The organism is Pseudomonas sp. GT1P32, from assembly GCF_054897805.1.
In genome coordinates this window covers 3,597,272-3,620,867 of sequence record NZ_CM142704.1, presented here as the reverse complement: position 1 = coordinate 3,620,867, position 23,596 = coordinate 3,597,272, and the positions used below count along the sequence as shown (strand labels likewise).

11 protein-coding genes, 2 tRNA genes and 3 rRNA genes are annotated in these 23,596 nt (G+C 57.5%); 15 read left to right on the top strand and 1 reads right to left on the bottom strand.

Annotated features, from left to right (window positions below; all coding sequences use genetic code 11):
* The first annotated feature begins 60 nt into the window (after window positions 1–60).
* From ACYZUC_RS16655 to ACYZUC_RS16595, 13 genes are all read left to right on the top strand, one after another.
* Window positions 61–1,554, top strand: coding sequence for a CoA-acylating methylmalonate-semialdehyde dehydrogenase (locus ACYZUC_RS16655; protein ID WP_008031364.1), 1,494 nt, complete (start codon window positions 61–63; stop codon window positions 1,552–1,554).
* Between the two features lie 627 nt (window positions 1,555–2,181).
* Window positions 2,182–3,718, top strand: a 16S ribosomal RNA gene (locus ACYZUC_RS16650).
* A gap of 82 nt (window positions 3,719–3,800) precedes the next feature.
* A tRNA-Ile gene (locus tag ACYZUC_RS16645) sits at window positions 3,801–3,877 on the top strand.
* 28 nt (window positions 3,878–3,905) lie between these two features.
* Window positions 3,906–3,981 (top strand) — tRNA-Ala (locus ACYZUC_RS16640).
* Between the two features lie 236 nt (window positions 3,982–4,217).
* A 23S ribosomal RNA gene (locus tag ACYZUC_RS16635) occupies window positions 4,218–7,109 on the top strand.
* A 145-nt stretch (window positions 7,110–7,254) separates the two neighbouring features.
* Window positions 7,255–7,370, top strand: a 5S ribosomal RNA gene (gene rrf, locus ACYZUC_RS16630).
* Together the 16S, 23S and 5S rRNA genes with 2 tRNA genes alongside form the textbook arrangement of a ribosomal RNA operon.
* A 154-nt stretch (window positions 7,371–7,524) precedes the next feature.
* Window positions 7,525–10,977 (top strand): exodeoxyribonuclease V subunit gamma, encoded by a 3,453-nt coding sequence (gene recC / locus ACYZUC_RS16625; protein WP_461989344.1) that lies wholly within the window; start codon window positions 7,525–7,527, stop codon window positions 10,975–10,977.
* Window positions 10,974–14,666 carry an exodeoxyribonuclease V subunit beta gene (gene recB, locus ACYZUC_RS16620; RefSeq protein WP_461989343.1) on the top strand — a complete coding sequence of 1,231 codons (3,693 nt, stop codon included), beginning with the start codon at window positions 10,974–10,976 and terminating at the stop codon, window positions 14,664–14,666. The genes recC and recB overlap by 4 nt, the downstream gene beginning before the upstream one ends.
* Window positions 14,663–16,771, top strand: coding sequence for an exodeoxyribonuclease V subunit alpha (recD, locus tag ACYZUC_RS16615; protein WP_461989342.1), 2,109 nt, complete (start codon window positions 14,663–14,665; stop codon window positions 16,769–16,771). Before recB ends, recD begins: the two co-directional genes overlap by 4 nt.
* Window positions 16,772–16,891: 120 nt before the next feature.
* Window positions 16,892–17,467 (top strand): YfiR family protein, encoded by a 576-nt coding sequence (locus ACYZUC_RS16610; RefSeq protein WP_461989341.1) that lies wholly within the window; start codon window positions 16,892–16,894, stop codon window positions 17,465–17,467.
* Window positions 17,464–18,732 carry a diguanylate cyclase domain-containing protein gene (locus ACYZUC_RS16605; RefSeq protein ID WP_461989340.1) on the top strand — a complete coding sequence of 423 codons (1,269 nt, stop codon included), beginning with the start codon at window positions 17,464–17,466 and terminating at the stop codon, window positions 18,730–18,732. Before ACYZUC_RS16610 ends, ACYZUC_RS16605 begins: the two co-directional genes overlap by 4 nt.
* The gene (locus ACYZUC_RS16600; protein WP_461989339.1) at window positions 18,732–19,232 is read left to right on the top strand and encodes an OmpA family protein; all 501 of its coding nucleotides are present in this window, start codon (window positions 18,732–18,734) and stop codon (window positions 19,230–19,232) included. The genes ACYZUC_RS16605 and ACYZUC_RS16600 overlap by 1 nt, the downstream gene beginning before the upstream one ends.
* Before the next feature lie 78 nt (window positions 19,233–19,310).
* Window positions 19,311–20,102: a CatB-related O-acetyltransferase gene (locus tag ACYZUC_RS16595; RefSeq protein ID WP_461989338.1), complete on the top strand. Its 792-nt coding sequence runs from the start codon at window positions 19,311–19,313 to the stop codon at window positions 20,100–20,102.
* Here the strand turns inward: ACYZUC_RS16595 and ACYZUC_RS16590 are convergent.
* A complete protein-coding gene (locus tag ACYZUC_RS16590; RefSeq protein ID WP_008040813.1) occupies window positions 20,041–20,988 on the bottom strand; it encodes a LysR family transcriptional regulator in 948 nt (315 codons plus the stop codon). The two genes, ACYZUC_RS16595 and ACYZUC_RS16590, sit on opposite strands and share 62 nt — an antisense overlap.
* A gap of 149 nt (window positions 20,989–21,137) precedes the next feature.
* Between ACYZUC_RS16590 and ACYZUC_RS16585 the strand changes: the two genes are divergently transcribed.
* Both ACYZUC_RS16585 and mmsB read left to right on the top strand, forming a co-directional pair.
* Entirely contained in the window at window positions 21,138–22,664 is a 1,527-nt protein-coding gene (locus tag ACYZUC_RS16585) for a CoA-acylating methylmalonate-semialdehyde dehydrogenase (protein ID WP_008024085.1), read from the top strand.
* A 10-nt stretch (window positions 22,665–22,674) separates the two neighbouring features.
* Window positions 22,675–23,562: a 3-hydroxyisobutyrate dehydrogenase gene (mmsB, locus tag ACYZUC_RS16580; protein ID WP_461989337.1), complete on the top strand. Its 888-nt coding sequence runs from the start codon at window positions 22,675–22,677 to the stop codon at window positions 23,560–23,562.
* The last annotated feature ends 34 nt before the right edge of the window (window positions 23,563–23,596 follow it).

Below are 23,596 nucleotides of genomic sequence, written 5' to 3'. Positions count from 1 at the left end.
CCCTTCTATATAGAGGCGCCCGTTGACGGGCGCCTGTGGACAACTTTTCTGGAGCCCCGCATGAGCCTTATCCCGCATTTGATCAACGGCGAACTGGTGACCGAAGACGGTCGCACGGCCGACGTGTTCAACCCGTCTACCGGCCAGGCGATTCACAAACTGCCATTGGCCAGCCGCGAAACCATCCAGAAAGCCATCGACTCGGCCAAGGCTGCGTTCCCGGCCTGGCGCAATACTCCGCCGGCCAAACGTGCGCAGGTAATGTTCCGCTTCAAGCAACTGCTGGAACAGAACGAAGCACGTATCGCCCAACTGATCAGCGAAGAACACGGCAAGACCCTGGAAGACGCGGCGGGTGAACTGAAGCGCGGCATCGAGAACGTCGAGTTCGCTTGCGCGGCACCGGAAATCCTCAAGGGTGAATACAGCCGCAACGTCGGGCCGAACATTGATGCCTGGTCGGACTTCCAGCCGTTGGGCGTGGTCGCTGGGATCACGCCGTTCAACTTCCCCGCGATGGTGCCGTTGTGGATGTACCCGCTGGCGATCGTCTGCGGCAACTGCTTCATCCTCAAACCTTCCGAGCGTGATCCGAGCTCGACGCTGTTGATCGCTCAGTTGTTGCTCGAAGCCGGTCTGCCGAAAGGCGTGTTGAGCGTGGTGCATGGTGACAAGGCTGCAGTGGACGCGCTGATCGAAGCGCCGGAAGTCAAAGCATTGAGTTTCGTTGGCTCGACGCCGATTGCCGAATACATCTACGCCGAAGGCACCAAGCGCGGCAAACGCGTTCAGGCACTGGGCGGCGCGAAGAACCACGCGGTGCTGATGCCGGATGCGGATCTGGATAACGCCGTCAGCGCACTGATGGGTGCGGCGTACGGTTCTTGCGGCGAGCGTTGCATGGCGATTTCGGTGGCCGTGTGCGTTGGCGACCAGGTGGCCGATGCGTTGGTGGCCAAGCTGACTCCGCAGATCAAGGCATTGAAGATTGGCGCAGGTACCACTTGTGGTCTGGACATGGGGCCGTTGGTTACCGGTCAGGCTCGTGACAAAGTCAGTGGCTATGTAGAAGACGGCGTTGCGTCCGGTGCAACCCTGGTGGTGGATGGTCGTGGTCTGAGCGTGGCCGGTCACGAGGAAGGGTTCTTCCTGGGCGGTTGCCTGTTCGATAACGTCACGCCGGAGATGCGTATCTATAAAGAAGAGATCTTTGGGCCAGTGCTGTGCGTTGTCCGGGTGAACAGCCTGGAAGAGGCGATGCAACTGATCAACGATCACGAATATGGCAACGGCACCTGCATCTTTACCCGTGATGGGGAAGCGGCGCGGTTGTTCTGCGATGAGATCGAAGTCGGCATGGTTGGCGTCAACGTGCCGTTGCCGGTGCCGGTGGCTTATCACAGCTTTGGCGGCTGGAAGCGTTCGCTGTTCGGCGATCTGCATGCGTATGGCCCGGATGGCGTGCGCTTCTACACCCGTCGCAAGGCCATTACCCAGCGCTGGCCACAGCGTGCGAGCCATGAAGCATCGCAATTCGCATTCCCTAGCTTGTAAGTAGAAGGGAAGAAGGCCGAGCCCCTTGGGGCTCGGCCTTCGTGTTTTCGGGCTTTTTTGACCTGTGTGACAGAAATGTGAAAATAGGTGTTGACGGCAGATTCTGGAAGTCTATAATTCGCCCCACTTCCGGCGCAGTCGAAACGGAAAACTCCTTGGTAAACAAAGAGTTACGCAGTTTTCGGCAGCGAGTTGCTTCAGGTTATCGAAGCCCAGAAGGAGTTGGTTAAGCGGTGTTGTGCGGCTTGATTGACGGTTCGATCTTCTCGGTCGAAAGCGGAGAAAAAGAGGTGTTGACAGCAGCGAGTAACGCTGTAGAATTCGCCTCCCGCTAACGAGAGATCGGAAGCGCAAGTGGTTGAAGTTGCAAAGGAAACTTTGAAAACTTCTGAAAATAACCGCTTGACAGATACAGAGGACGCTGTAGAATGCGCGCCTCGGTTGAGACGAAAGATCTTAACCAACCGCTCTTTAACAACTGAATCAAGCAATTCGTGTGGGTGCTTGTGGGGTCAGACTGATAGTCAACAAGATTATCAGCATCACAAGTTACTCCGCGAGAAATCAAAGATGTAACCAACGATTGCTGAGCCAAGTTTAGGGTTTCTTAAAAACCCAAAGATGTTTGAACTGAAGAGTTTGATCATGGCTCAGATTGAACGCTGGCGGCAGGCCTAACACATGCAAGTCGAGCGGTAGAGAGAAGCTTGCTTCTCTTGAGAGCGGCGGACGGGTGAGTAATGCCTAGGAATCTGCCTGGTAGTGGGGGATAACGCTCGGAAACGGACGCTAATACCGCATACGTCCTACGGGAGAAAGCAGGGGACCTTCGGGCCTTGCGCTATCAGATGAGCCTAGGTCGGATTAGCTAGTTGGTGAGGTAATGGCTCACCAAGGCGACGATCCGTAACTGGTCTGAGAGGATGATCAGTCACACTGGAACTGAGACACGGTCCAGACTCCTACGGGAGGCAGCAGTGGGGAATATTGGACAATGGGCGAAAGCCTGATCCAGCCATGCCGCGTGTGTGAAGAAGGTCTTCGGATTGTAAAGCACTTTAAGTTGGGAGGAAGGGCAGTAAATTAATACTTTGCTGTTTTGACGTTACCGACAGAATAAGCACCGGCTAACTCTGTGCCAGCAGCCGCGGTAATACAGAGGGTGCAAGCGTTAATCGGAATTACTGGGCGTAAAGCGCGCGTAGGTGGTTTGTTAAGTTGGATGTGAAATCCCCGGGCTCAACCTGGGAACTGCATTCAAAACTGACAAGCTAGAGTATGGTAGAGGGTGGTGGAATTTCCTGTGTAGCGGTGAAATGCGTAGATATAGGAAGGAACACCAGTGGCGAAGGCGACCACCTGGACTGATACTGACACTGAGGTGCGAAAGCGTGGGGAGCAAACAGGATTAGATACCCTGGTAGTCCACGCCGTAAACGATGTCAACTAGCCGTTGGGAGCCTTGAGCTCTTAGTGGCGCAGCTAACGCATTAAGTTGACCGCCTGGGGAGTACGGCCGCAAGGTTAAAACTCAAATGAATTGACGGGGGCCCGCACAAGCGGTGGAGCATGTGGTTTAATTCGAAGCAACGCGAAGAACCTTACCAGGCCTTGACATCCAATGAACTTTCCAGAGATGGATTGGTGCCTTCGGGAACATTGAGACAGGTGCTGCATGGCTGTCGTCAGCTCGTGTCGTGAGATGTTGGGTTAAGTCCCGTAACGAGCGCAACCCTTGTCCTTAGTTACCAGCACGTAATGGTGGGCACTCTAAGGAGACTGCCGGTGACAAACCGGAGGAAGGTGGGGATGACGTCAAGTCATCATGGCCCTTACGGCCTGGGCTACACACGTGCTACAATGGTCGGTACAGAGGGTTGCCAAGCCGCGAGGTGGAGCTAATCCCATAAAACCGATCGTAGTCCGGATCGCAGTCTGCAACTCGACTGCGTGAAGTCGGAATCGCTAGTAATCGCGAATCAGAATGTCGCGGTGAATACGTTCCCGGGCCTTGTACACACCGCCCGTCACACCATGGGAGTGGGTTGCACCAGAAGTAGCTAGTCTAACCTTCGGGAGGACGGTTACCACGGTGTGATTCATGACTGGGGTGAAGTCGTAACAAGGTAGCCGTAGGGGAACCTGCGGCTGGATCACCTCCTTAATCGACGACATCAGCTGCTCCATAAGTTCCCACACGAATTGCTTGATTCATTGAAGAAGACGATAAGAAGCAGCCCGAAATTGGGTCTGTAGCTCAGTTGGTTAGAGCGCACCCCTGATAAGGGTGAGGTCGGCAGTTCGAATCTGCCCAGACCCACCAATTTTTGTGTGGGATCCTGTAGCAATACGGGGCCATAGCTCAGCTGGGAGAGCGCCTGCCTTGCACGCAGGAGGTCAACGGTTCGATCCCGTTTGGCTCCACCACTACTGCTTCTGATTGTATAAAGCTTAGAAATGAGCATTCCATCGTGATGGTGGTGAATGTTGATTTCTAGTCTTTGGCTAGATCGTTCTTTAAAAATTTGGGTATGTGATAGAAAGATAGACTGGATAGCACTTTCACTGGTGTTTATTCAGGCTAAGGTAAAATTTGTGAGTTTAATCGCGAATTTTCGGCGAATGTCGTCTTCACAGTATAACCAGATTGCTTGGGGTTATATGGTCAAGTGAAGAAGCGCATACGGTGGATGCCTTGGCAGTCAGAGGCGATGAAAGACGTGGTAGCCTGCGAAAAGCTTCGGGGAGTCGGCAAACAGACTTTGATCCGGAGATGTCTGAATGGGGGAACCCACCTAACATAAGTTAGGTATCTTAAGCTGAATACATAGGCTTAAGAAGCGAACCAGGGGAACTGAAACATCTAAGTACCCTGAGGAAAAGAAATCAACCGAGATTCCCTTAGTAGTGGCGAGCGAACGGGGACTAGCCCTTAAGTGGCTTTGAGATTAGCGGAACGCTCTGGAAAGTGCGGCCATAGTGGGTGATAGCCCTGTACGCGAAAATCTCTTAGTCATGAAATCGAGTAGGACGGAGCACGAGAAACTTTGTCTGAATATGGGGGGACCATCCTCCAAGGCTAAATACTACTGACTGACCGATAGTGAACTAGTACCGTGAGGGAAAGGCGAAAAGAACCCCGGAGAGGGGAGTGAAATAGATCCTGAAACCGTATGCGTACAAGCAGTGGGAGCCCACTTTGTTGGGTGACTGCGTACCTTTTGTATAATGGGTCAGCGACTTATTTTCAGTGGCGAGCTTAACCGAATAGGGGAGGCGTAGCGAAAGCGAGTCTTAATAGGGCGTCTAGTCGCTGGGAATAGACCCGAAACCGGGCGATCTATCCATGGGCAGGTTGAAGGTTGGGTAACACTAACTGGAGGACCGAACCGACTACCGTTGAAAAGTTAGCGGATGACCTGTGGATCGGAGTGAAAGGCTAATCAAGCTCGGAGATAGCTGGTTCTCCTCGAAAGCTATTTAGGTAGCGCCTCATGTATCACTGTAGGGGGTAGAGCACTGTTTCGGCTAGGGGGTCATCCCGACTTACCAAACCGATGCAAACTCCGAATACCTACAAGTGCCGAGCATGGGAGACACACGGCGGGTGCTAACGTCCGTCGTGAAAAGGGAAACAACCCAGACCGTCAGCTAAGGTCCCAAAGTTATGGTTAAGTGGGAAACGATGTGGGAAGGCTTAGACAGCTAGGAGGTTGGCTTAGAAGCAGCCACCCTTTAAAGAAAGCGTAATAGCTCACTAGTCGAGTCGGCCTGCGCGGAAGATGTAACGGGGCTCAAACCATACACCGAAGCTACGGGTATCACTTAGGTGATGCGGTAGAGGAGCGTTCTGTAAGCCTGTGAAGGTGAGTTGAGAAGCTTGCTGGAGGTATCAGAAGTGCGAATGCTGACATGAGTAACGACAATGGGTGTGAAAAACACCCACGCCGAAAGACCAAGGTTTCCTGCGCAACGTTAATCGACGCAGGGTTAGTCGGTCCCTAAGGCGAGGCTGAAAAGCGTAGTCGATGGAAAACAGGTTAATATTCCTGTACTTCTGGTTATTGCGATGGAGGGACGGAGAAGGCTAGGCCAGCTTGGCGTTGGTTGTCCAAGTTTAAGGTGGTAGGCTGGAATCTTAGGTAAATCCGGGATTCTAAGGCCGAGAGCTGATGACGAGTGTTCTTTTAGAACACGAAGTGGTTGATGCCATGCTTCCAAGAAAAGCTTCTAAGCTTCAGGTAACCAGGAACCGTACCCCAAACCGACACAGGTGGTTGGGTAGAGAATACCAAGGCGCTTGAGAGAACTCGGGTGAAGGAACTAGGCAAAATGGCACCGTAACTTCGGGAGAAGGTGCGCCGGTGAGGGTGAAGGACTTGCTCCGTAAGCTCATGCCGGTCGAAGATACCAGGCCGCTGCGACTGTTTATTAAAAACACAGCACTCTGCAAACACGAAAGTGGACGTATAGGGTGTGACGCCTGCCCGGTGCCGGAAGGTTAATTGATGGGGTTAGCTAACGCGAAGCTCTTGATCGAAGCCCCGGTAAACGGCGGCCGTAACTATAACGGTCCTAAGGTAGCGAAATTCCTTGTCGGGTAAGTTCCGACCTGCACGAATGGCGTAACGATGGCGGCGCTGTCTCCACCCGAGACTCAGTGAAATTGAAATCGCTGTGAAGATGCAGTGTATCCGCGGCTAGACGGAAAGACCCCGTGAACCTTTACTATAGCTTTGCACTGGACTTTGAATTTGCTTGTGTAGGATAGGTGGGAGGCTTTGAAGCGTGGACGCCAGTTCGCGTGGAGCCAACCTTGAAATACCACCCTGGCAACTTTGAGGTTCTAACTCAGGTCCGTTATCCGGATCGAGGACAGTGTATGGTGGGTAGTTTGACTGGGGCGGTCTCCTCCTAAAGAGTAACGGAGGAGTACGAAGGTGCGCTCAGACCGGTCGGAAATCGGTCGTAGAGTATAAAGGCAAAAGCGCGCTTGACTGCGAGACAGACACGTCGAGCAGGTACGAAAGTAGGTCTTAGTGATCCGGTGGTTCTGTATGGAAGGGCCATCGCTCAACGGATAAAAGGTACTCCGGGGATAACAGGCTGATACCGCCCAAGAGTTCATATCGACGGCGGTGTTTGGCACCTCGATGTCGGCTCATCACATCCTGGGGCTGAAGCCGGTCCCAAGGGTATGGCTGTTCGCCATTTAAAGTGGTACGCGAGCTGGGTTTAGAACGTCGTGAGACAGTTCGGTCCCTATCTGCCGTGGACGTTTGAGATTTGAGAGGGGCTGCTCCTAGTACGAGAGGACCGGAGTGGACGAACCTCTGGTGTTCCGGTTGTCACGCCAGTGGCATTGCCGGGTAGCTATGTTCGGAATAGATAACCGCTGAAAGCATCTAAGCGGGAAACTAGCCTCAAGATGAGATCTCACTGGGACCTTGAGTCCCCTGAAGGGCCGTCGAAGACTACGACGTTGATAGGTTGGGTGTGTAAGCGCTGTGAGGCGTTGAGCTAACCAATACTAATTGCCCGTGAGGCTTGACCATATAACACCCAAGCAATTTGACTACTCGAAAGAGCATCAGATTGCGGTGTGTGAAGACGCAATGAACCGAAAGTTCGAGAGCAACACACAAACTATCGCATACCCAATTCGCTGGAACGTCGCAAGACGCGTCAGCTCAAGAATTTCTTGACGACCATAGAGCATTGGAACCACCTGATCCCATCCCGAACTCAGCAGTGAAACGATGCATCGCCGATGGTAGTGTGGGGTTTCCCCATGTGAGAGTAGGTCATCGTCAAGATTAAATTCCGAAACCCCAATTGCGAAAGCAGTTGGGGTTTTGTTTTGCCCGCAGGAAAGTTCGTACAGCATTACCGGACAGCTCCCGGCTGTCACAGTCTCCCGACAATGCTAAGGTTCGGCCCTAGCTTTTGTATTTTTCCAAGGAAGCCTTTATGCCGGACGCGACGTCCCTCAGTGCTGGTTTTATGGTGGTTCACGGTAACCGCCTGGACGAGCTGCGCAGCCTGGTGGTCAGCTGGATGCGGCGATACCCGCTGGCTCCCTTGGAAAATGAAATCGCTCTGGTGCAGAGCAACGGCATCGCCCAGTGGCTAAAGCTGGCACTGGCGGAAGACCCGGAAGAGGACGATATGGGCGGCTGCGGAATCGCCGCAGCCATCGACGTGCAATTGCCGGGCAGCTTCATGTGGCAGCTCTATCGCATGGTGCTTGGCCGAGATGAAATTCCTGCCAAGTCTTTGCTCGATAAGGCCCCGCTGACCTGGCGACTCATGCGACTACTTCCGCAGTTGATAGGTCAGCCCCACTTCGAGCCTCTGCAACGCTTTCTGACCAATGACACCGATTTGCGCAAACGCTATCAACTGGCGGAGCGGCTGGCAGACCTGTTCGACCAATATCAGGTGTACCGAGCCGACTGGCTTGAAGACTGGGCTGAAGGTCGTCATCAATTACGCAACGGTCGGGGTGAAGCGAAACCCCTGACCCCGGCCAACTGCTGGCAGGCGGAATTGTGGCGTGCGTTGTTGCTGGATGTGGGAGAGCAAGGCATGGCGCAAAGTCGTGCTGGCGTCCATCAACGATTTATCGAGCGCATCAACAACCTCGATGTCGCCCCCGACGGATTACCATCCCGAGTGATCGTTTTCGGGATTTCTTCGCTTCCCGCTCAAGCTCTGGAAGCACTCGCCGGTCTGGCCCGTTTCAGTCAGGTTTTGCTTTGTGTGCACAACCCATGTCGTCACCATTGGGCGGACATCGTCGCCGATAAAGACCTGTTACGGCATCAATACAAGCGTCAGGCCCGCAAGAGTGGCATGCCGGTCGTGCTGGATTCGCAAACGCTGCATCAGCATGCCCATCCGCTATTGGCAGCTTGGGGTAAACAAGGGCGGGACTACATTAATCTGCTCGACAGCTACGACGATCCCAACAGCTATCGCTCGGCGTTTCGTGACGGGCGCATTGATCTGTTCAGTGACAGCCAGCCACAGAACCTGCTGAACCAGCTGCAGGACGACATCCTCGAATTGCGTCCTCTGAATGAAACGCGCGAACGCTGGCCGGCAGTCGATACAGACGCGGATCAATCGATCCGTTTTCACATTGCCCACAGTGCTCAGCGCGAAGTAGAGATACTTCACGATCAGTTGCTCGCACGCTTCAGTGCTGATCCTGAGTTAAGACCGCGCGACATTATCGTGATGGTTCCGGACATCGACAGTTATGCACCGCATATTCGCGCTGTGTTCGGCCAGCTTGAACGCCATGACCCACGCTTCATTCCATTCACGCTCGCAGATCAAGGCCAGCGCGGTCGTGACCCGTTGCTGATTGCTGTCGAACACCTGCTCAAACTGCCCGACAGTCGTTTCCCCGTCAGTGAGATCCTTGATTTGCTGGACGTTCCAGCGTTGCGCGCTCGCTTTGGTGTAGAGGAACGTGACCTGCCGACCCTGCATCGCTGGATCGAAGGCGCAGGCATCCGCTGGGGTATGAGCGCCGAGCAACGAGCGGGGCTTGGATTGCCGCAGGAACTGGAGCAAAACAGTTGGCGTTTCGGTTTACGGCGGATGCTGCTTGGGTATGCAGTCGGCAGCGCCAGTGCTTGCCAAGGTATCGAGCCTTACGACGAAATTGGTGGTCTGGACGCCGCGCTCATAGGTCCTTTAGTGGCGCTCCTGGATGCGCTTGAAATTGCTCACCAGGAACTCACCCGACCTGCGCCGCCCCTGCAATGGGGGATGCGCCTGCAAGCGTTGGTACAGTTATTTTTCCAGGCCAGTAATGAGCATGACGACTACTTGCTTGCCCAGCTCGAAGAGTTGCGTGAGACCTGGCTTGAGACCTGTGAGTCTGTCGGTCTGTACGACGAGTTGCCGTTGACCGTAGTTCGTGAAGCCTGGCTCGCCGGTCTCGATCAGGGGCGCTTGTCCCAACGTTTTCTCGCCGGTGCAGTTAACTTTTGCACCTTGATGCCCATGCGCGCGATCCCGTTCAAGCTGGTCTGCCTGCTCGGGATGAATGATGGTGATTATCCGCGTGCGCAACCGCCACTGGACTTCGACCTGATGGGCAGCGATTACCGTCCGGGTGATCGCTCACGACGCGAAGATGACCGCTATCTGTTGTTGGAAGCGCTACTGTCTGCACGTAACCAGCTCTACATCAGTTGGGTTGGCCGCAGCATTCGCGATAACAGCGAACGCCCGGCTTCTGTGCTGATTGGCCAACTGCGCGACCATCTGGCCAGCGGATGGCGACTGCACAATGCCGATGAAGACTTGCTTGAGGCAATGACTCAGGAGCACCCGTTACAGCCTTTCAGTGCCCGCTATTTCCACGAAGGCGATGACTTGTTCAGCTACGCCAGCGAATGGCAGGTGCTTCATCAAGCTGTTGAGTCGGCAACCGATAACAGCATCCTCGCCCCCTATGTTCAGGACGAGCCGCTAAGCCTTGGCCAACTGCAGGATTTTCTGCGCAACCCGGTGCGTCACTTCTTCAGTCAGCGGCTGAAGGTGTTCTTTGAATCGGCTGAAGTGCCGCTTGCCGATGAGGAGCCATTTGTCCTCGACGCGCTGCAACGCTACAGCCTCAGCGACAGTTTGCTCGACGCCGCGCTGGAGCATCTGGATCAGTCCGATCAGGCTTTGGAGGCGCAGGCCAAACGTCTGCAAAACAGCGGCCTGCTGCCCATGGCCGGCTTTGGTGAATGCCTGCAACGGGAATTGATTGAGCCATTGCCGGATCTGCTGCAGCGTTATCAACATCTTTTGGCCCTGTGGCCGACACCGCTCACCAGCGCTTTACCTGTGAGTCTTGAGCTGCAAGGGCTGCGCCTCGAAGGCTGGCTCAGCGGTCTGCATCAGCGAGCTGACGGTGGTTTACTGTCGGTCACTACTATTCCCAACAGCATCGGCTCGATCAAGTCTCGCAAATGGCATCGTCTGACACGGTCATGGGTCAATCATCTGGTTGCCAGCGCCAGTGGAATGGCCATGACCACTGCGCTGGTGGCCAGTGACGACAGCCTGCTGCTCGGTCCGATGGAGAAGGATGTTGCATTCCGGACCCTGAGCGACCTGCTGATGGCCTGGCAAGCAGGCATGCGCCAACCTCTACCCATTGCAGTAAAAACGGCGTTTGCCTGGCTAACCCAGACTGATCCTGCCAAAGCCGACGCCGCTGCTCGCAAGGCCTATGAAGGCGACGGCCTGACCACTGACGGCGAGCGCCGCGAAAGTCCTGCGCTTGCCCGGCAGTTTGCTGACTATGACGCACTGATTGCCGACGAGACTTTCGCCGATTGGTGCAACGCCTTGTACAAGCCAATGCTGGAAGCCCCTTGGCGCTCATTGACCAGCGAGGAGCCGCGCTCATGACCAGCCAGACACCGTTGGCCCTGGCGTTCCCGCTGCGCGGCAGTCAACTGATCGAGGCCAGTGCCGGGACCGGCAAGACCTTCACTATTTCCGCGTTGTACCTGCGTCTGGTCTTGGGCCACGGCGGGGAATCGAGCGGATTTGGACGTGAACTGTTACCGCCGCAAATCCTCGTTGTGACGTTCACCGACGCCGCGACCAAAGAGCTGCGCGAACGTATTCGAACGCGTCTTGCCGAAGCCGCACGGTTTTTCCGCGATGAAACACCGGCGCCGGATGCCCTTATTGCTGAGCTGCGTGAACAGTACCTTCCCGAACAGTGGTCCGGATGCGCAAACCGTCTGGACATCGCTGCTCAGTGGATGGACGAAGCAGCTGTCTCGACCATCCACAGTTGGTGTCAGCGCATGTTGCGCGAGCACGCGTTCGACAGTGGCAGCCTGTTTACCCAGACCCTGGAAACCGATCACAGTGATTTGCTCGGCGAGGTTCTGCGCGATTACTGGCGATTGTTTTGTTACCCGATGCAAGGCGATGCGCTGAATTGGGTGCGGGGTAATTGGGGCGGGCCCGCAGCCCTGTTGCCGCGAGTTCGTGGTTTGTTCGCCAGTGAGCGCCACAGCGCTGAAGGCAAAGAGCCTGTCGAGCTGATCACTGAGTGTCTGCAAGAGCGACGGGCTGCATTGCTCGAACTCAAAATGCCTTGGCGTCAATGGGCGGACGAGTTGCTTGCCATCTGTCATGAGGGCGTCGCAAGTAAAAGCGTCGACGGTCGGAAGATGCAGGCACGCTATTTCGAACCCTGGTTCGAAAAGATAAAAACCTGGGCCGAAGATGAATTACTCGAGCAGTTGGATATTGGCACCGGCTTCACTCGCCTGACGCCTGATGGCATGGCTGAGGCGTGGAAAAAGGGCGAAGTGCCCAATCACCCGGGACTGGACGCAATGCCTGGCCTCAAGGCCAGTCTCGACAGTTTGCCGACCCCCGATGCGGCAGTCCTGCAACATGCCGCTCAATGGGTAGGCGCGCGGTTCGAGGAAGAAAAGCGTCGCCGCGCGGAAATGGGTTTCGATGACATGCTGCTGCGCCTCGATGCCGCGTTGCAAGCCGAGGGCGGCGAACGTTTGGCAACCCTGATCCGCGAGCAATTTCCGGTAGCGTTGATCGACGAATTCCAGGATACCGACCCGGTTCAGTACCAGATCTTCGAAAGCATCTATCGCATCGAGGACAACAATCCTGAATGCGGCCTGTTCCTGATCGGCGACCCGAAGCAGGCGATCTACGCCTTCCGTGGTGCCGACATCTATACCTACCTGCGTGCCCGCCAGGCCACCACTGGCCGGCTGCATACCCTGGGCACCAATTTCCGTTCCAGCCATGGCATGGTCGATGCGGTGAACCATGTGTTCGAGCGCGCCGAGTCGCGGGAAGCGGGGCGGGGCGCATTTCTGTTCCGTGAAAAAAGTGGCGAAAATCCGGTGCCGTTCCTGCCGGTCGCCTCCCAGGGCCGCAAAGAATTTCTGCAGGTTAAGGGGCAGGTTGTACCCGCTCTGAACATCTGGCATCTGCCCGCCGAACAACCATTGTCCGGCGCCGTTTACCGACAGCAATTAGCCGCTGCTTGCGCCAGCGAAATCACTGCTTTGCTCAATGGCGGGCAACAAGGCCAGGCGGGTTTCATCCAGGACGGCAAGGACTTCAAAGGCTTGCTGCCAGCGGATATTGCGATCCTGGTACGCGACGGCAAAGAGGCCCAGGCCGTGCGCGCCGAACTCACCGCTCGGGGCGTGCGCAGCGTGTATCTGTCGGACAAGGACTCGGTGTTCGCCGCACAGGAAGCTCATGACCTGCTGACCTGGCTCAAGGCCTGCGCCGAGCCGGATGTCGAGCGTCCGCTGCGAGCGGCGTTGGCCTGTATCACGCTGAATCTGTCGCTGGCTGAGCTGGAACGCTTGAATCAGGACGAGTTGGCGTGGGAAGCGCGGGTCATGCAGTTCCGCGGTTATCGCGAACTCTGGCGCAAACAGGGTGTGCTGCCGATGCTGCGTCGCTTGCTGCATGACTTCCAGCTACCTCAGGCACTGATCGCGCGAAGCGACGGCGAGCGTGTGCTGACCAACCTGTTGCACTTGTCCGAACTGCTGCAACAGGCGGCCGCCGAACTCGATGGCGAGCAAGCGTTGATCCGGCATTTATCCGAACACCTGGCGTTGTCCGGTCAGGCTGGCGAAGAGCAGATACTGCGTCTGGAGAGCGACGAGCAACTGGTCAAGGTCGTGACGATTCACAAGTCCAAGGGGCTTGAGTATCCGTTGGTGTTCCTGCCGTTCGTGTGTTCGGCGAAGCCGGTCGACGGCAGCCGCTTGCCGCTGCATTACCACGACGAGACCGGCAAGGCCCAAGTGACGTTGAAGCCGACACCTGAGTTGATCGCGTTGGCCGATCATGAGCGCCTGGCCGAGGATCTGCGCTTGTTGTATGTGGCCTTGACCCGTGCACAACACGCCTGTTGGCTCGGTGTTACGGACCTCAAGCGTGGCAATAACAACAGTTCGGTGCTGCACGTTTCGGCACTGGGTTACTTGCTGGGCGGTGGTGCGCCATTGACCGAATCGGCGGGGTTGACGCGTTGGCTTGAAGACTTGCAGCAGGACTGTCCGGCGCTGAACTACAGTGAAATGCCTGAAGAAACCGCCGAGCATTACCACCCGCCGCAAAACGATGCGACGTTGCTTGCCCCGCTGATTCCCAAACGCAAGGCCAGCGAAAACTGGTGGATTGCCTCCTACAGCGCCCTGCGCATTGGCGACAGCCTGAGCGTGGGCAGTGACGAAGCACCGGAAAACCCGCAAGCGCAAAAGCTGTTTGACGACGAGCGCCTTGACCCGGAAGCGCCGCGAGAAGTGGTCGCTGGCGGTGCCGATATCCATCGTTTCCCTCGTGGTCCGAATCCCGGCACCTTTCTCCATGGTTTGCTTGAATGGGCCGGTAACGAGGGTTTTGCTGCTACGCCACAAGCCGTGGAAGATGCCATTGCCCGTCGCTGCAACCGTCGTGGCTGGGAAGGCTGGATCACCACGCTGAGCGATTGGCTGCAGCACCTGCTCAAGTCGCCGCTGCACATCGGTGCCGGACAGGCGCCAGTGATGTTCGAGCAATTGACCCAGTACCGCGTCGAGATGGAATTCTGGTTCGCCAGCCATAAAGTCGATGTGCTCAAACTCGACGAACTGGTCCGCCAATACACCCACAATGGCGTTGCCCGTGTTGCAGCTGAACCGGTGTTGCTCAATGGCATGTTCAAGGGTTTCATCGATCTGACGTTCGAGCATGATGGTCGCTATTACGTCGCCGATTACAAATCCAACTGGTTGGGTGTCGATGACATGGCCTATACCGAGCAAGCCATGGAACAGTCGATTCTGGACAATCGCTACGACCTGCAATACGTGCTGTACCTGCTGGCCCTGCACCGCCAGCTCAAGGCACGGCTTGTCGATTACGATTACGACCGGCATGTCGGTGGGGCGCTGTATCTGTTCCTGCGTGGCACCCGCGCATCCAGTCAGGGCGTGTATTTCGCCCGTCCGCCAAGAGAACTGATCGAGCGTCTTGACCGGCTGTTCCAGGGCAAGCCAGAACCCAAGGCCGAACCCGCCTGGGAACAGGGAGTACTGCTATGAGTCGCACCTTCGCCGATTTGCTGCCGACGCCATTGGCAGCGGAAAGTCTGGCGAGTCTGGCACCGTTGAGTCGCGCCGATGACTTGTTGCTGCTGCTCACCCGTTGGGTAGAACGGGGTTGGTTGCGAGCGCTGGACAAGGCCTTCGTTGCGTTCTTGCACGAACTCGCTCCCGACGATGACCCTCTGGTGCTGTTGGCTGCGGCATTGACCAGCCACCAATTGGGCCACGGCCATGTCTGCCTGGACCTGTTCGAGACCCTGAAAGAGCCGGACTTCGCACTGTCATTGCCCCCGGAAGGTGATCTGCAAAGTGGCGCGATGCTGCTGCCATCACAATTGCTCGAGGCGCTGGACGGCGCCCATTGGTGCAAGGTACTGGCCGCCAGCAACTTGGTCGCATTGGCAGCCGACAGGAGTGAAACGGCTCAACAAAGGCCGTTGGTACTGTCGGGAAAACGCCTTTATCTGCGCCGCTATTGGGCTTACGAGCGGCGTATCGATGACGCCCTGCGTGTGCGTCTGGCCGAACACGAAACCACGCCGAGCGATCTGCCCCAACGTCTTGTCGGTCTGTTCGGTTCGGCCAGGCCTGGCGAGGTGATCGACTGGCAGAAACTAGCGTGTGCCTTGGCGACCCGCAGTGCCTTCAGCATCGTCACCGGCGGCCCGGGGACCGGCAAGACCACCACGGTCGTGCGCTTGCTGGCATTGCTTCAGGCGCCAGCGGTGGAGGCTGACAAACCCTTGCGCATCCGTCTCGCCGCCCCCACCGGGAAAGCTGCGGCACGGTTGACGGAATCCATCAGCCAACAAGTCCGCACGCTGGAAGTCGCTGAAGCCGTGCGAGATAAAATTCCGTCAGACGTTACCACCGTGCACCGTCTGCTCGGCAGTCGGCCCGGTACGCGACATTTCCGTCATCACGCCGGTAACCGTTTGCCGCTGGATGTGCTGGTGGTGGATGAAGCCTCGATGATCGACCTGGAGATGATGGCCAATCTTCTCGACGCGATGCCGGCTCATGCCCGACTGATTCTGCTGGGGGACAAGGACCAACTGGCCTCGGTGGAGGCCGGTGCTGTGCTGGGTGATCTGTGCCGCGACGCCGAGGCTGGTTGGTATAGCCCGCAGACGCGTCAGTGGCTGGAAACGGTCAGTGGTGAAAACCTCGCAACCAGTGGTTTGCAAGAAGACACTCAGGGGACTCATCCACTGGCCCAGCAAGTGGTGATGCTGCGTCACTCGCGTCGGTTCGGCGAGGGAAGCGGCATTGGCCAACTGGCGCGCTGGGTCAACCGGCAACAACCCGAAGAGGCTCGGCAGTTGCTGGCGGCTCGAAGCCACGGCGATGTATTTTCCCTGCCCCTCAAGGGTGAACAGGACCGGGCGCTGGAGCGCTTGTTACTCGAAGGGCATGGTGAGGGGCCGCAAGGCTACCGGCATTACCTCAGCCTGCTGCGCCACCTGCGGCCACCGCTCGACAGCTCGCTTGAGGATTCACGCTGGACCGATTGGGCACGCCAGGTGCTGCAAGCCTTTGACGCCTTCCAGTTGTTGTGTGCCGTTCGCAAAGGGCCATGGGGGGTGGAGGGCTTGAATCAGCGCGTGACCGATGCGTTGCTCAAGGCCCGGTTGATCGACAGCAATCAGCAGTGGTACGAAGGCCGGCCGGTGCTGATGACCCGTAACGACTATGGCTTGGGTTTGATGAACGGCGACATCGGCATTGCCCTCAAGTTGCCGGAGCGCGATGGTCCCGAGGCGGGTCGTCAGGTATTGCGCGTGGCCTTCCCGCGCAATGATGGCCAGGGTGGCGTGCGTTTTGTCCTGCCGAGCCGGCTCAATGATGTCGAAACCGTGTACGCCATGACCGTGCACAAATCCCAGGGCTCCGAGTTTGCCCATACGGCGCTGATTTTGCCGGACGCCCTGAACCCGGTTCTGACCAAGGAGCTGATCTATACCGGCATTACCCGGGCCAAGGACTGGTTCACATTGATCGAGCCACGTGCCGGAGTGTTTGAAGAGGCGGTCCGACGCAAGGTCAAGCGGTTGAGCGGGTTGATGCTGGAGTTGGAAGAGGCTGTCGAGCCGAGGCAATAAATGGCGGCGCCACCGGACGCCGGAAACTGTCCGAAGTGCCGTCGTACGTGGCCTCGCTGGTGTTTCAGCGCTGTGCTATCGTTGCGGCATCCTCCCGTTACGATCGAAGAGAATCCCTGCATGAAGGTGGCTGTCTGGATGACAGAGTGCGTCGCTGGCTGCAAGCAGGCCGTACTTGCAGGCTTTCTCTGTTTGCTGAGCGGCTTCGTTTTCGCTCAAGCGCAAACACCACCAGGCATGGCCGACCAGCGCGCCAAATCGGTCACGCAGGTTGTACTTGGGATACTCAGCTATGCCCGCTGGCCAGTTGAGCCCGCACAACTTCGTTTGTGCATCGTCGGCCCTACCGAATACACCGACGACCTGGTCAAGGGCACCACCCAGGCCACTGGCCGACCCGTTACCGTGCGCCGCCTGCTGGCCGACAACCCATCCATCGTCGGTGAGTGCGACGCGGTGTACATCGGCAAATTGACCAGCGAAGAGCGCAGCCGGCTGTTCGCTTCGCTGAGCGGGCATCCGGTGTTGAGCATCAGCGAAAGCGACGATCAATGCACCGTCGGCAGTCTGTTCTGTTTGCGTGTCGGCGATGAACAAGTGTCCTTTGAGGTCAACCTCGATTCCGTCGCCCGCAGCGGCGTGAGAATTCACCCAAGTGTGCTGCAACTGTCCCGCCGCAAACCGGCGGCGCCATGAGGCTATTCAAACCTGGCAGTCGCCCGACCTTGCGTTCGGTCATTGGCCGCGGTCATTTGATCGTCGCGCTGGTCGGCGTAGCCATGGCCAGCATCTCGCTGACGCTGCTCGGCGTCCTGGCTTTGCGGGTCTATGCCGACCACAACCTGCACCTGATCGCGCGCTCCATCAACTACACCGTGGAAGCTGCCGTGGTGTTCAACGACAAAGCCGCTGCCACCGAAGCGCTGGCACTGATCGCCTCCACCGAAGAAGTGGCGGATGCCCAAGTGCTGGACGAGCAAGGCAAGTTGTTGGCGCGTTGGCAGCGGCCGGAAACCGGATTGTTCTCTGATCTCAAAATGCAGATGGCCAAAGCCTTTCTGGAAAAGCCCATCAGCATGCCGATCATCCATCAAGGTCAGGCAATCGGCAGCATCCTGCTGATTGGCCACGGTGGCAGCCTGATGCGCTTCTTGCTCAGCGGTCTGATGGGCATCGTTTTGTGCACCGCCGCCAGTGCCTGGGTGGCGCTTTATCTGGCTCGCCGACAACTGCGCGGGATCACCGGCCCGCTGCGCAGTCTGGCGTTCGTGGCGCACGCTGCGCGCAGCGAACGAGCTTTCGATCAGCGTGTGCCGCCCGCCGACATCGCCGAACTCGATAACCTGGGCAATGACTTCAATGCCCTGCTCGATGAACTCGAATCCTGGCAAACCCACCTGCAAAGCGAGAATGAAACCCTCGCCCACCAGGCCAGTCATGACAGCCTCACCGGTTTGCCGAACCGGGCGTTTTTCGAAGGCCGATTGATGCGTGCGCTACGCAACGCCAACAAGCTCAACGAGCAGGTAGCGGTGCTGTTTCTCGACAGTGACCGGTTCAAGGAAATCAACGACACCTTCGGTCACGCCGCTGGCGACGCGGTGTTGGTCGCAGTCGCCAATCGGGTTCGTGCGCAACTGCGCGAAGAGGATCTGGTGGCGCGTCTTGGGGGGGACGAGTTTGCTGTCCTGCTGACACCGCTGCACAAGACCGAAGACGCCGAGCGGATCGCCGATAAAATCATTGCCAGCATGGAAGTTCCGATCCCGTTGCCGGGGCATACTCAGGTTTTGACTTCTCTGAGCATCGGCATTGCTGTGTACCCGGATCATGGTGCTACACCGGGTGCCCTGCTCAATGCTGCCGATGCGGCCATGTACCAGGCCAAACGCTTTTCCAGAGGTGCACAGCACACGTCAGGGTCGGAGCACCCTGTCGCCGATGTTCAAACCAGGAGCTAATGTTCGTGTTCTCATTCAATCTGCGATTTTTTGCGATCCCCTTGTTCATGGCTTTGCTGGCACTGACCGGTTGCCAGACGGCACCACAAAAAGGTTTGAGTCCGGCACAGGTTGCAGTGCTCCAACAGCAAGGTTTCGAGCTGACCGACGAGGGCTGGGCGTTTGGCTTGTCCGGCAAAGTGTTGTTTGGCAGTGATGTCGAAAGCCTGAATCCGCAGAGCACCGAGATCGTCGAGCGCATTGGCAAGGCGTTGCTGGGTGTCGGGATCGATCGGGTGCGGGTTGATGGTCACACCGATGCGTCGGGCAAAGAGACCTACAACGAACAGCTGTCCCTGCGCCGCGCGAACAGCGTCGGCAAGGTCCTGACCGCGGTCGGCATGAAAGAACAGAATATCCAGCTAAGGGGCTTTGGCAGCAGTGAGCCGGTAGCCTCCAACGATAACGCGGCCGGTCGAACCGAAAACCGCCGGGTGTCGATTGTGGTGAGCGCCGATTGATCGGCTGACCCTCTTTTTAACTATTCTTTTTGGGGGGATTGATACCCCCGTAGATGAACGGAACATGACGACTGCCACATGAAAAAAATAATAAATTACTGCCGCAACCACTTCTGGAAAAAATGGCTTCGCCAACATAAATGCAAGATCGCTGGCGGGGTGTCATCGCTTAACGCCAAAACCAAGTTGTTGGTGGAAGAGAATGTTTCGCTCGGTCATGTGGTGGTCGGCACCAAACGGTTGAGCATTGGTGCCCACACTTACATTCGAAGTGGTTGCGTGCTGTCCGCGGTGTCCTCGATAGGACGGTTTTGTTCGATTGGAAATGACTGCTACATCGGGCAAGACAAAAATACCCACCCGTCCGACTGGGTCAGTTCGCACCCCTTCCAATTTACCCGTACAAAACTGTCCTTCGAACCAGAGATCGTTGATGTAACGATCGGCGACGACGTCTGGATCGGACATGGCGCCATGATCATGGAAGGTGTCACGGTGGGCACGGGTGCCATTATCGCCACCCGCGCACTGGTTGCCCACGATGTGCCGCCCTACGCGGTTGTCGCCGGGATTCCGGCGAAGGTCATCAAGTATCGGCACCCGCCAGAGGTGGTGGCGCAGTTACTTGATAGCCGATGGTGGGAATGTAATGTCGATTTTCTTCTGAGCCTGCGCCTGGACGATCCCCGTTCTGCTTTGCCGATCATTGCCGATTCGCGCAGCGCCAATCAGGTTGTCTACAAGCAGGTGGAAGTCACCCGTAAAGGCTGCCAATTAGTCAGCAATCTCGGATTGGCCGCTCCGACGCTCAGTCTGCAAACCGAAGATCCCGCGTCTCGCCCAGTAACAACGGGCCATTCAGTTCAGTGACCTCCCTGATGTAATCCCACAACAGGGTAATCCGCTTGAGCTTGCGCAGGTCCTCCCGGCAGTACATCCAGAACTGCCGGGTGATGTTGATTTCCTCCGGCAACACCGGCAGCAACCGCGGATCCTGAGCCGCGAGGAAGCACGGCAGAATCGCCAGCGAACGCCCTTGCTGCGCTGCCACGAACTGCGCAATTACGCTGGTGCTGCGCAAGTTGGCGCTGGCGCCGGGCAGCACGTTCGCCAGGTACAACAGCTCCGAGCTGAAGGCCAGGTCGTCGACATAACTGATAAATGAATGCTTGCCCAAGTCTGTCGGGCGGCGGATCGGTGGGTGTTTGTCCAGATAGTCCTGGGTCGCGTACAGCTGCAACCGGTAGTCACAGAGTTTGCAGCAGACGTACGGGCCATGCTCCGGGCGCTCCAGGGCGATGACGATGTCCGCTTCGCGTTTGGACAGGCTGATGAAATGCGGCAGCGGCAGGATGTCCACCGAGATCGCCGGGTAGGCGTCGACGAAATGGCTCAGCTGCGGGGTGATGAAAAAGCTGCCGAACCCTTCGGTGCAACCCATCCGCACATGGCCGGACAGCGCCACGCCGGAACCGGAAACCTGTTCGCACGCCATGTGCAGCGTGCTCTCGATCGACTCGGCGTAACCCAGTAAACGCTGACCCTCAGCGGTCAGGACAAAACCGCTGGTCCGGGATTTTTCGAACAGCAACGTGCCCAATGCCGCTTCCAGCGAACTGATGCGCCGCGACACCGTGGTGTAGTCCACCGCCAGGCGCTTGGCCGCGGTGCTGGCCTTGCGGGTGCGGGCCACTTCGAGGAAAAACTTGAGGTCATCCCAGTTCAGCGAACCTAAAGACGTGATGTTTTTTTGCATGATGGACCGGCTTTTATGTGCGTTCTTATTAGAAGTTTGCACATCTATACTCCAAAAACAGTCCGACAACCAATTCGCGACACACGCCTCATCTCAAGGCGACTTATCCGCCTTGGCTCCCTGCATAACAACAAGTCCAGGAGACCAGCATGAACGCATCGCTCACGCCCAACGAAACCACTGTCCAGAACGTCAAGCTGTTGATCGACGGTGAGTGGGTCGAGTCCCAGACCACTGAGTGGCACGACATCGTCAACCCGGCGACTCAGCAAGTACTGGCCAAGGTTCCGTTTGCCACAGCCTCGGAAGTCGACGCCGCGATCAGCGCCGCCCATCGCGCCTTCCAGACCTGGAAGCTGACGCCGATCGGCGCCCGCATGCGCATCATGCTCAAGCTTCAGGCGTTGATCCGCGAGCACTCCAAGCGTATCGCCGTGGTGCTCAGCAACGAACAGGGCAAGACCATTGCCGACGCTGAAGGCGATATTTTCCGAGGCCTGGAAGTCGTCGAACACGCGTGCTCCATCGGCAGCCTGCAAATGGGCGAGTTCGCCGAGAACGTCGCGGGCGGCGTCGATACCTACACCCTGCGCCAGCCAATCGGCGTCTGCGCCGGCATCACCCCGTTCAACTTCCCGGCGATGATTCCATTGTGGATGTTCCCGATGGCCATCGCCTGCGGCAACACCTTCGTGCTGAAACCGTCCGAACAGGACCCGATGTCGACCATGCTGCTGGTGGAGCTGGCGATTGAAGCTGGCGTTCCGGCGGGCGTGCTCAACGTGGTTCACGGCGGCAAGGACGTGGTGGACGCGCTCTGCACCCACAAAGACATCAAGGCGGTTTCCTTCGTCGGTTCGACTGCCGTCGGTACTCACGTTTATGACCTGGCCGGTAAGCACGGCAAGCGCGTGCAATCGATGATGGGCGCGAAGAACCACGCTGTGGTGCTGCCGGATGCCAATCGCGAACAAGCGCTGAATGCGCTGGTCGGTGCCGGTTTCGGTGCGGCCGGTCAGCGTTGCATGGCAACGTCAGTGGTGGTGTTGGTCGGCGCGGCCAAGCAATGGCTGCCGGACCTGAAAGCGCTGGCGCAGAAACTCAAGGTCAATGCTGGCAGCGAGCCGGGCACGGACGTTGGTCCGGTGATCTCCAAGCGTGCCAAAGCGCGGATTCTGGATCTGATCGAAAGCGGTATCAAGGAAGGCGCCAAGCTTGAGCTGGATGGTCGTGACATCACGGTTCCCGGCTACGAGAAGGGCAACTTTGTCGGTCCGACTCTGTTCTCTGGCGTGACCCCCGAGATGCAGATCTACACCCAGGAAATCTTCGGCCCGGTATTGGTGGTGCTGGAAGTGAATACGCTCGACGAGGCCATCGCCCTGGTCAACGCCAACCCGTTCGGCAACGGCACGGGCCTGTTCACCCAAAGCGGTGCGGCGGCGCGCAAATTCCAGAACGAAATCGACGTGGGTCAGGTCGGCATCAACATTCCGATTCCGGTGCCGGTCCCGTTCTTCAGCTTCACCGGTTCGCGCGGTTCCAAACTCGGCGACCTCGGCCCGTATGGCAAGCAAGTGGTGCAGTTCTACACTCAGACCAAGACCGTCACCAGTCGCTGGTTCGATGACGACAGCGTCAACGACGGTGTGAACACCACCATCAACTTGCGTTAAGGAGCCGGACATGAAAATCGCTTTTATCGGTCTCGGCAACATGGGCGCGCCGATGGCGCGCAACCTGATCAAGGCCGGCCACGCGCTGCGACTGGTTGATTTGAACAAAACCGTTCTGGCCGAACTGGAGCAGCTGGGCGGCAGCATCAGCGCGACAGCTCGTGAAGCGGCTCAAGGCGCAGAGCTGGTGATCACCATGCTGCCCGCCGCTGTGCACGTGCGCAGCGTGTGGCTGGGTGAAGACGGCGTGCTGGCGGGGATCGCCAAAGGCGTGCCGGCCGTGGATTGCAGCACCATCGACCCGCAAACTGCGCGTGATGTGGCGGCGGCCGCTGCCAAGCAAGGCGTGGCCATGGCCGACGCGCCGGTGTCGGGCGGCACTGGCGGTGCAGCAGCCGGGACCCTGACCTTCATGGTCGGCGCCACGCCTGAACTGTTCGCCACACTGCAACCGGTGCTGGCGCAGATGGGTCGCAACATCGTCCATTGTGGCGAAGTCGGCACCGGGCAAATCGCCAAGATCTGCAACAACCTGCTGCTGGCGATCTCCATGGTTGGCGTCAGTGAAGCCATGGCATTGGGTGATGCTCTTGGGATCGACACGTCGGTGCTGGCCGGGATCATCAACAGTTCCACCGGGCGTTGCTGGAGTTCGGAGATGTACAACCCGTGGCCGGGCATCGTCGAAACGGCGCCTGCGTCGCGCGGTTATACCGGTGGTTTTGGTGCCGAGCTGATGCTCAAGGATCTGGGACTTGCCACGGAAGCGGCACGTCAGGCGCACCAACCGGTGGTGCTTGGCGCGGTGGCTCAGCAGTTGTATCAGGCGATGAGCCTGCGTGGGGAAGGTGGCAAGGATTTCTCGGCAATCATTAACAGCTATCGCAAACCACTGTAGGAGCCGGCTTGCCGGCGATGGGGTCGGCAAAGTC

Excerpts from the sequence above, each read along its gene's own strand:
- ACYZUC_RS16655 (WP_008031364.1), top strand. The coding sequence starts at position 61 with ATGAGCCTTATCCCGCATTTGATCAACGGCGAACTGGTGACCGAAGAC.
- recC (WP_461989344.1), top strand. The coding sequence starts at position 7,525 with ATGCCGGACGCGACGTCCCTCAGTGCTGGTTTTATGGTGGTTCACGGT.
- recB (WP_461989343.1), top strand. The coding sequence starts at position 10,974 with ATGACCAGCCAGACACCGTTGGCCCTGGCGTTCCCGCTGCGCGGCAGT.
- recD (WP_461989342.1), top strand. The coding sequence starts at position 14,663 with ATGAGTCGCACCTTCGCCGATTTGCTGCCGACGCCATTGGCAGCGGAA.
- ACYZUC_RS16610 (WP_461989341.1), top strand. The coding sequence starts at position 16,892 with ATGAAGGTGGCTGTCTGGATGACAGAGTGCGTCGCTGGCTGCAAGCAG.
- ACYZUC_RS16605 (WP_461989340.1), top strand. The coding sequence starts at position 17,464 with ATGAGGCTATTCAAACCTGGCAGTCGCCCGACCTTGCGTTCGGTCATT.
- ACYZUC_RS16600 (WP_461989339.1), top strand. The coding sequence starts at position 18,732 with ATGTTCGTGTTCTCATTCAATCTGCGATTTTTTGCGATCCCCTTGTTC.
- ACYZUC_RS16595 (WP_461989338.1), top strand. The coding sequence starts at position 19,311 with ATGAAAAAAATAATAAATTACTGCCGCAACCACTTCTGGAAAAAATGG.
- ACYZUC_RS16590 (WP_008040813.1), bottom strand. The coding sequence starts at position 20,988 with ATGCAAAAAAACATCACGTCTTTAGGTTCGCTGAACTGGGATGACCTC.
- ACYZUC_RS16585 (WP_008024085.1), top strand. The coding sequence starts at position 21,138 with ATGAACGCATCGCTCACGCCCAACGAAACCACTGTCCAGAACGTCAAG.
- mmsB (WP_461989337.1), top strand. The coding sequence starts at position 22,675 with ATGAAAATCGCTTTTATCGGTCTCGGCAACATGGGCGCGCCGATGGCG.